The organism is Kitasatospora sp. NPDC057738, assembly GCF_042798815.1.
In the GTDB taxonomy this organism is placed as follows: Bacteria; Actinomycetota; Actinomycetes; order Streptomycetales; family Streptomycetaceae; genus Kitasatospora; species Kitasatospora lactacystinica.
The window spans coordinates 76,333-84,329 of the sequence record NZ_JBHVJT010000038.1 but is presented as its reverse complement, the minus strand read 5'-3'; the positions used below and the strand labels follow the sequence as shown (position 1 = coordinate 84,329).

6 protein-coding genes are annotated in these 7,997 nt (G+C 71.5%); 5 read left to right on the top strand and 1 reads right to left on the bottom strand.

Annotation, left to right across the window (positions count from 1 at the left end; all coding sequences use genetic code 11):
• The coding region (locus ACFVGO_RS21480; protein WP_380633420.1) for an ALF repeat-containing protein at positions 1-990 on the bottom strand (990 nt) is incomplete at its 3' end.
• 500 nt (positions 991-1,490) lie between these two features.
• Between ACFVGO_RS21480 and ACFVGO_RS21475 the strand changes: the two genes are divergently transcribed.
• From ACFVGO_RS21475 to ACFVGO_RS21455, 5 genes are all read left to right on the top strand, one after another.
• On the top strand, positions 1,491-1,982 hold the full coding sequence (locus tag ACFVGO_RS21475; RefSeq protein ID WP_380358978.1) for a hypothetical protein: 492 nt from the start codon (positions 1,491-1,493) through the stop codon (positions 1,980-1,982).
• Between the two features lie 38 nt (positions 1,983-2,020).
• Positions 2,021-2,521, top strand: coding sequence for a hypothetical protein (locus ACFVGO_RS21470; RefSeq protein ID WP_380633417.1), 501 nt, complete (start codon positions 2,021-2,023; stop codon positions 2,519-2,521).
• Positions 2,522-2,567: 46 nt separating this feature from the next.
• Positions 2,568-4,241 (top strand): trypsin-like serine protease, encoded by a 1,674-nt coding sequence (locus ACFVGO_RS21465; RefSeq protein WP_380633415.1) that lies wholly within the window; start codon positions 2,568-2,570, stop codon positions 4,239-4,241.
• Positions 4,242-4,601: 360 nt separating this feature from the next.
• Positions 4,602-5,867 carry an acyltransferase family protein gene (locus ACFVGO_RS21460; RefSeq protein ID WP_380633413.1) on the top strand — a complete coding sequence of 422 codons (1,266 nt, stop codon included), beginning with the start codon at positions 4,602-4,604 and terminating at the stop codon, positions 5,865-5,867.
• Positions 5,868-6,486: 619 nt separating this feature from the next.
• A partial coding sequence (locus ACFVGO_RS21455; RefSeq protein WP_380633411.1) for an Ig-like domain-containing protein occupies positions 6,487-7,997 on the top strand: 1,511 nt, incomplete at its 3' end.

Sequence of the window (7,997 nt, the reverse complement as noted above, 5' to 3'; positions counted from 1 at the left end):
CTGGGCACCCGCCGCGGCCGCCGCCGCGTTCGACGCCGCGACGGCGGCGGCGCGCGCCGAGGCGTTGGCCGCACGCGCGGCGGTCAGCGCCGTCTGCGCCGCCGCACCCGCACGGTCGGCCGCGCCGGCGGCCCTGTTCGCCGCCTCCGTGGCCTTGGCCGTGTCATTGCCGGCCTGCTGCGTCTCGACAGCCGCCCGCGCGGCATCCGCCTTGGCCAGCTCCGAGTTGTGGACCGCCTGGTCCTTGGCCTCGATCGCCGCGGCCGTCTCCTGGGCCGCCTGCGCGCTCGCGTCCTTCGCCTGCTGCGCCAGCTGCGCGATGCTCGCGCGCTCCTGGTCACGGCTCTGCGCGATGTACTGGCCGGTCGCGAGGAAGTCGCGCACGTCCTGGATCGACCCGTTCAGCGCGATCCGCGCCGCCGCCTGGACGTTGGGGCCACCGGAGCTCAGGATCTGGACCAGCTTGACCCGGTCGTCGCTGTCCTTCGCGGTGAACTGGGTCTCCGTCAGGAACTTCTGCAGGTCGTCACTGGTGTTGCTGCGCAGCGCGGCATCACCCGCCGCCTGGAGATTCCGCCCGGCACCCATCGCGGGGTCGGTGATCCGGGTGATCCACAGCCGCCGGTCCGCGTCGAGCGCCGCCTGCCAGCCGCCCTCCAGGAAGGCACGCCGATCCGCGGCCGTCCCGTCGATCGCCTTGTCCGCGGCCTCGCGGACCTTCGGCCCGCCCACACTGGAGATCTGCGTGGCAGCGAGCAGGTCGTCCGCACTCTGCGCCCCGGCGAGCTCGTTCTCGACGAACCGCTTCACGTCCTGGTCGGAGCCCGCGAGCGCGGCCTCCGCGAGCGCGTGGAGCCGGGGGCCGCCGTTGAGCCACGCCTGCACCGCACGCTCGCGGTCGCTCGGCTGGACCTGCCCGATGGCCGGCCCGGTGGCGGCGGCGCCCGGACCCGCGGCCCCCACCAGCCCCGCCGTGAGAACCAGTGGCAACAGCCCCAGGGAGAGCCTGCCCAGCAGCGGCGGCCCTCCCCTCCCTCGCCGTCGTGAGCGGGATATCGATTGGCGCACGGGAAACCTCCAGTGTCGACGTCGGCCGTATCCCGGCCGCGGCGGAGCCACGATAAATGACGTCCCATCAGAGCGTCCACGAATTCTGGGAGTTGCCGGGCAAAGCGAGCGCAATGAATCACCCGACGGCGAGCATAGCCAAGCAAATACAACCGCATCGCCAACAAGCACCCAATGACCTTGAAAGCGTGACATCTTGCCTGGCCAGTCGCCGAAAGTGGTTGTCCGGGCACCGGCCCGTCTGGTTCGATGGGCCGGATTCCGCCTGCGGCTCCGACATCTGTGGCGCAGTCAATTCATGTCATTCGCACCGACAATGACGTTGCGCCACACCCGGCTGGTTCGCCCACCATTCAGGCCGGTCACCCGATTCCGAAGATCTGCCCATCAGGGCAACGCGAGATGAACGAAAAGGATTAGGCATGTCAAAGCGCATGTCCCGCTGGCTCGTTGGCGGCGCCGTCGCCGCGGCCGCCACGCTCGGCCTCACGGCGATCGCCTCCGCCGACGGCACCCCGGCGGACAACTCGGCCGCGCCGGTGGCCGTCGAGGACTTCGTCCACCCCGGCCCGGCCCCGTACCCCAACGTGAAGCTGCTGCGCGGCGACGGCCACATCGTGCTGTCCGACTGCGCCGTCGACGACCAGATCAGCGTGCTCAGCTGGGACCTGCCCAACGACAAGGGCAACCAGATCTGCTTCCGCGCCACCGGCACCACCGGCTACCTCGCCGTCGAGGTGCCCAACGTGTTCCGGATCCGCACCGACGACTACTCGGTCAACGCCAAGCTCACCAGCGAGGGCGCCTCCCAGAGCATCGACATCGCCAAGGGCACCGCCGTCCCCGTCGGGATCGGCAGCGGCAACGGCAGCGGCAAGCCCACCACCCTGCTCGAACTTCGCGTCACCGGCTGACCCGCGCCCGCCCCGCTCACCTTCCGATGGAGCCCCAGGTGACCCACAACCCCCTGCGCACCACCACCGCCCGCCGCTGGCTGGCCACCGCCGCGGTGACCGCCGCGGCCCTCGGCGGCGCCACCGCGATCGCCGCCGCCGACACCACCCCCGCGGACAACTCCGCCGCGCCGCCGGCCGTCGAGGACTTCTCCTACCCCGGCGCCGCCGCCATCACCAAGGTGAAGCTGCTGCGCGGCGACGGCCACATCCTGCTCGCCGACTGCGGCAAGCCCAACCAGATCCAGATCGGGACCCTGGCCCCGGGCAACCCGGACAACCAGATCTGCTTCACCGTCACCGGCACGACGGGAACCCTCTCCCTCCAGCTGCCCGACGTCTTCTTCGTCCAGACCAGCGGCGGCCGCGCGGTCCGCGCCGGCCTCACCGTCGGCACCACCACCCAGACCGTCGACGTCCCCACGAACGGCTTCCAGGGAGTCGGCGAAGGCACCGGCGGCGACAAGGCCGCCCTCGTCGAGCTGACCGTCACCGGCTGACCGCCACCGCCCCGCATCACCACCTCTCACGTTCGGGAGCCCACTCATGCCTCGCAACTCCTCGTCCCGCAACCTGCGGGCGGGCGCGCTGACCGCCGTCCTCGCCGCCGGAGCCCTGACGACCCTCGCCACGCCCCCGGCCGGCGCCGTGGTCGGCAACGCGGCCGCCGACGGGTCCTACGCCTTCACCGCGCGCCTGGCGATCGGCGACACCCTGCGCACCTGCACCGGTGCGCTGGTCGACCGCAACTGGGTGCTGACCGCCGCCTCCTGCTTCGCCGACGACCCGGCGCAGCCGCAGGCCCTGGCGGCCGGCGCGCCGAAGTGGAAGACCGTCGCCACCGTCGGCCGCACCGACCTGACCACCACCGGCGGCAGGACCGCCGAGGTGTCCGAGCTGGTGCCGTACGCCGGCCGTGACCTCGTCATGGCACGCCTGGCCACGCCCGTCGACGGCATCGCCCCGCTGGCGGTCGCCACCGCCGCGCCGACCGCCGGGCAGACGCTGCGCGTGCCCGCGTACGGCCGGACCAAGGACGAGTGGGTGCCGGGCAAGCTCCACACCGGCGCCTTCTCGCTCGACACCGTGGCCGCCACCGGCCTCGGCACGACCGGCACCGGCGGCGCGGCGATCTGCAAGGGCGACACCGGCGCCCCCGTGATCCGCGAGACGGGCGGCAGGGCCGAGCTGGTCGCCGTCGCCTCCCGCTCCTGGCAGGGCGGCTGCCTCGGCGAGACCGAGACCCGCACCGGCGCCTACAACACCCGCGTCGACAACGTCGCCGGCTGGGTGCAGCAGACCCGGGCGAAGTCCCTGGGCTGGAAGACCCAGGCCCTGGTGCGCAGCGACGCCAACCTCTACTTCGCCAGCCGTCTCTACGACGGCACCTGGACCCCGTACGAGGACGTCCAGGCCACGGCCGGCTCCATCGGCGGGGTGCGCGCCGTCGCCTCGGCCGGCATCAACGCCGACACCCACATCATCGCCCTGGGCGGCGACGGGCACCTCCACTACGCCATCCGCAACCTCGACGGCGGCTGGAAGCAGACGTTCGCCGACCTCAACGTCGCCCTCACGGACCTCAGCGGCATCACCCAGGTCTCCATCGCCTCCATCAGCGACAACCTGCACGTGGTCGTGGTCGCCAACGGCACCCTCTACCACTCCATCCGCAACGGCGCCGGCCAGTGGACCCCGTTCAACGTGGTCACCGACGTCACCGGTCCGCTCAACGGCATCACCGCCATCTCGGCCGCCGGAGCGTCCGGGGACGCCGGACCCGAACTGCACATCGCGGCCGTGGCCGGCGGAAAGGTCTACCACACCCTGCGCACCGGCTCCGGCAGCTGGGGCACCTGGGGGGCGGTCTCCGAGGCCGCGGGCAGCACCGGCCCGGTGAGCGGCGTCGCCGTCTCCCGCCAGGGCAACGACCTCAACCTCGCTCTCATCGCGAGCGACGGCCAGTACCACACCATGCGCTACCTCAACCACAGCTGGCAGCCCGTGACGTCCCTCGGCGGCGTCATCGGCAACGTCACGGGCACCAGCATCAGCGCCGCGCCCGTCGACACCGACGCCGTGTTCGCCGTCGCCACCACGGACAACAGGGTCCTGCTCACCGCCCGCCACAACGACGGCACCTGGGCCACCCCCGAGAACCTCGACCTCACCGCCATCCCGGGCAACCACACCGGCACCACGATCACCGGCACGCTCTGACCGACGCCCTCCGACCGGCGTCCCCCGATCGGCGCGCCCTCCGCGCGCCGATGCGTCGTGCGTCCTGGCGCGGGGTGGTGGTCCACTCCCGCGCCGGGGCGCGCGCGTCCGGAACTCCCGAGGGCCGGCCGTCCCCGGCCGTCCCCGGCCCTCCCCGACCGCACCGTCCGCCCGGCCGGTCCCCGGCCTTCCCCGACCGCGCCGTCCGCCCCCGCCCCCGCCCCGCCTCCGGAGGCGGCCCTGCCCCTCCCAGCACTTGCCTCGACCACGGGAAAACGCCCTGCCGCAGCCCGTCGCCGCCCTGCCCTGTCATGCGCAGGGGCCTGCAAGCGGCTTACAGGGCGTGCGTTATCGTCAGCCGTGAGCATTTTCCCCCGGCAACGACCAGGTTCCTCGGGCCGCCGCAAATCCGCCAAGGGCGGCCGTCTCGCCGTCCTGGACGGCCTGCGCATCCTGGCCGCGCTGATGGTGGTCTTCCACCACTACATCGGCTACGGCGGCGGTACCAAGCCCGAGATCAGCGCCTGGGGCAAGCCGGCCGAGCAGGTGTTCCACCGCGCCTCCGCGCCCGCCGCGTACCTCTGGACGGGCATCTGCCTGTTCTTCGTGATCAGCGGCTTCGTGATCTGCATGAGCAGCTGGGGCCGTCCGGTGGGCGACTTCGTCCGCTCCCGGGTCATCCGGCTCTACCCCGCGTACTGGTTCGCCGTCCTGCTCACCACCGCGGTCGTGACGATGTGGCCGCTCGTACGCCAGCCGCTCCCCTCGGAGCAGGTCCTCGCCAACCTCACCATGTTCCACGTGGGCCTGGGGATCCCGAACGTGGACGCCGTCTACTGGACGCTCTGGGCCGAGCTGCGCTTCTACCTGCTGTTCGCCATCGTGGTGTGGCAGGGCGTGACCTACCGGCGGATCGTGGCCTTCTGCTCGATCTGGACGGTCGCCGGCATCGTCTCGGCGAGCACCAAGTGGCCGGTCCTGGAGTTCTTCGCGATGTCGGACGTCTCCTCGTTCTTCGTCGCCGGCCTCGCGCTCTACCTGGTCCACCGGTACGGTCCCAACCTCATGCTCTTCGGCATCGTCGGGATCAGCTGGATCCTCTCGGTGCTCTACACCATCCAGCACCAGCACGACGTGAACACCGTCCTGGGCCGGCCCGAGCTGCCGACCTGGCCCGCCGTCCTGCTGACCACCCTCTCCTACCTCGTGATCACCGCGGTGGCCATGGGCTGGGGCTCCCGGATCCAGTGGCGCTGGCTCACCTTCGCCGGCGCCCTCACCTACCCCCTCTACCTCCTCCACGAGGCCATGGGCTGGACCGCCCTGCGCGCCCTCTACGACCACGGCACCAAGCCCTGGACGGCGGTCGCCATCGTCGTCACCGGCATGCTCGTCGCCTCCTGGCTGGTCCACCGGCTCATCGAGAAGCCCCTGACGCCGCGCCTCAAGACGGGCATGACCAGGAGCATCGACGAGCTCCGCGCCGCCGAACCGCTCCCCCCGCAGCCCGCCCCGGCGCCGGCCCGGGCCCCCGGCGTCCTGGAAACCGTCACCACCCCCTGGGCCACCGCCTTCACCCCCAGGGACACCCACCCGCCGCAGCAGCACACCCCCGACTCCTACTGACCTCGCCCCACCCCCGCGGCCCGACAGGGACCGGCGCCACCCGGCACCGGTCCCTGTCCGCGTTTCCGGCCCCATCACCGCCTGTCGGCCTCACCGGCCCGGCCTTCGCCCCCGGCCCCGGTGCCTCGGCAGCTCCGACGGTGCGGGCCGGTCGGGCCGGTCGGGCCCAATCGCGTCTCCTCCTCGACTTGCGCGCCCTCGACGCGCCAGGTAGGGAGAATCGCCGGAAGATCTGTACCGACACGTACCATCTGCTGTGCATCCAGCATGTGACGGTGCGTTCTCTCGCACTGCTGCGAGCCGACCCACGTCATGCCGATGAGGCGCGTTCACCACGCTCCGTCGAATCGGACGGAAGCCGGTTCGCCCGAATGCGTGTGGCCGGCCCGGATCCCGGCAGAGCCATTCAGGTGTTCCGGCCCCGAGGAGGTCGCGGGTGACGACGAGAAGCTCCATAGCGTGACCGGCGCCGACGCGCACCAGGCACTCAACGGCCGCCGCAAGGATTCGGCCGACGCGACTCAACGGTGAACACCCCGCACCCGCGGCCGATCGGCCGCGGTGTCGGAGGCCGACCGGCTCCGGGATGGAGTTCGCCGGATTTCCTAGGAGAGAAGCAATGCCACTACTGGCAAGGATGCGGCCTGCCCTCAGACAGACCGTCGTCGTGCTGGCCGCGCTCGCGGCCGTGCTGATCCACGGGGCGCAGACCCCCGCGTACAGCGCTTCGATCAATGCGATCACCGGTATCACCACCACCTGGGCCGGATCGCCGTCCGCGCCGCTCCATCCCGGGATGACCGTCACCACGCAGATCACCTGGTGCGTCCCGGACGGCAGCCACGCGGGTGACACCTTCTCGGTCACGATGCCGGCGCAGCTCGCGAACTTCCCGTCCGGCACGCAGACCGTGCTGGACGGCACCGGCGCGGCCATCGGCACCGCCACCATCGCCGGCCAGCCCGCCGTCGTGACGTACACCATGGGCGCCTATGTCGAGACGCACACGGGCGTCTGCGGGCAGACCACGATCAGCGCCCAGCTGTCGACCGACAACAACGGCGCGCAGGACCTCGTCTACACGACGAACGCGGGGGTCACGTTCACCACCCCGATCGTCGTCGAGCCGTGGCCGCCCCGCAATCCCGCCAACGCCGAGAAGTACGGGCTCATCTACACCGGCACCGCCTTCCCGGACACGAACATCGTCTGGGTGATGCACACCCCGGCGAGCACGACGGCCACCACGGCCACGTTCACGGACACCGCCCAGGCCGGCCAGGCCTTCAACTGCGCGGCGTTCGTGCCGGGGCTGGCACTCCCCTACTCCACCGATCCCGCGTCCACCATCGCCCAGCAGAACCTGGACACGGCCACCAACACACTGGGCAACGACGTCACCTACACCGGCACGGCCACCCTCAACTCGTGCACTCCGAGCGGCATCTCGGTCACCGTCACCGTCCCGGCGAACACGAGCGTCGGGCTGATCCTGCCGGTGACGATCACGGACAACACCCTCAAGCAGTTCTCGGACACCGTCGTGGTCGCCATGGGGAACGGCACCAGCCAGAATGCCGGAACCTCGCTGGACAACCCGAACTGGAACAACTCCGGCGGCGGGAACAACCTCTCCATCGTCAAGTTCTCCACCGACGAGGGCCCGACGAACGGCGACCACAACACGGCACCCGGCAAGTCCGTCCCCGCCGGCACTCCGACGCCGGTGACGATGACCGTCAGGAACAACGGGTCGCTGGTGCTGAGCAACGTGGAGGTCACCGACAGCACGACGTCCGGCCCGGCCCTCACCGGCCTGTCCTGCGACTTCTCCCCCTTGGGCGGCCCGGCCACCGGTACGACCTGGGCCGGCCCCTTCGTGCCGGGCGCGACGTTCGACTGCACGGGGACCATCCCGGCGATGGAGCCCGGCACCCAGGAGACCGACACCTCCACGGTCACCGCCACCACCACCGCAGGCGTCACCGTCACGGCCTCGGACTCCTTCAACGCGGCGACACCGCCCTCGACCCCGGCGCTGACGATCGCCAAGTCGGTCTCCCCGACGACCGTCTCCACCGCGGGCCAGACCGTCACGTACTCCTACCTGGTCACCAACACCGGAAACGT

What these genes read in the sequence shown, in the direction of transcription:
- ACFVGO_RS21475 (WP_380358978.1), top strand. Translation starts at nt 1,491, where the DNA reads ATGTCAAAGCGCATGTCCCGCTGGCTCGTTGGCGGCGCCGTCGCCGCG.
- ACFVGO_RS21465 (WP_380633415.1), top strand. Translation starts at nt 2,568, where the DNA reads ATGCCTCGCAACTCCTCGTCCCGCAACCTGCGGGCGGGCGCGCTGACC.